At 77.7% G+C, this 766-nt stretch carries 1 protein-coding gene and 1 pseudogene; both read left to right on the top strand.

The features are described from left to right. Window positions 1-331, top strand: a pseudogene (locus GTW08_RS00635) (GTP-binding protein); the annotation flags it as partial. Next, window positions 331-510, top strand: a complete 180-nt coding sequence (rpmF, locus tag GTW08_RS00630) for a 50S ribosomal protein L32 (protein WP_161151242.1) — start codon at window positions 331-333, stop codon at window positions 508-510. The pseudogene GTW08_RS00635 and the gene rpmF, both read left to right, overlap by 1 nt. Window positions 511-766: the final 256 nt, after the last annotated feature.

The raw sequence follows: 766 nt of genomic DNA, 5'->3' as shown, positions 1-766 counted from the left end.
CGACTGGCTGGCCGGCGCCGCCGAGCAGGCGTGGACCGAGGCCGGCGACCAGCGCCGGGCGCTGGCGGCCCTGGCCTGGCACCCGCGCTGGGGCGACCGCGCCCAGGACCTCGTCGCGATCTGCCACGACGCCGACCCCGACGAGATCGACGCCGCCCTGCGCTCCGCGCTGCTCACCGACGCCGAGATCGCCGCGGGCGAGGACGCCTGGGCCGCCCTGCCCGACCCGTTCGGCTGGGCCCACGACGAGCCCTGCGCCGAGTCCGAGCCCGTGGGGCCCGCCACCCTGGACGACCCCACCGTCCGTTCCGACCGAGAAGGAGACCTCTGATGGCCGTTCCCAAGCGACGGACGTCGCGATCGAACACCCGGCACCGCCGGTCGCAGTGGAAGGCGACCACACCCGACCTGGTGCCGCTCACCCTGGAGGGACGCCGTCACCTGGTGCCGCGCGCCCTCGTCCCGGCCTACCGCCGGGGCCTGCTGTCCCCGCCCGCCGGACGGGGCTGAGGGCACCCCTTACCCGCGGGCCCCGGGCGGCCCGCGGGACGGCGTGATCGCCCGATGCCCCGGGCGGCCCCTCAGCCGCAGTGTCGTCGTCATGCTGATGACGCACATCCCGATGGACCATCTCGTCGCCCTCGCCGAGCAGCGGCAGGCCCGGCTGCGGGAGGAGGCGGACCGGTACCGCACGGAGCGGCTGGCGCGCGGCGCGGCCGGCCCGTCGGCGATGGGGCGGCTGTGGCTGCGGCTGCGGGCCCGGCTC

The organism is Pseudonocardia sp. SID8383 (assembly GCF_009864975.1).
GTDB classification, from domain to species: Bacteria; Actinomycetota; Actinomycetes; order Mycobacteriales; family Pseudonocardiaceae; genus Pseudonocardia; species Pseudonocardia alni.
The sequence above is the reverse complement of the archived record's forward strand: the minus strand, read 5'-3'. Positions and strand labels throughout refer to the sequence as shown.

Bases quoted from the DNA above. Each gene is read 5' to 3' on its own strand.
- rpmF (WP_161151242.1), top strand. From the start codon at position 331: ATGGCCGTTCCCAAGCGACGGACGTCGCGATCGAACACCCGGCACCGC.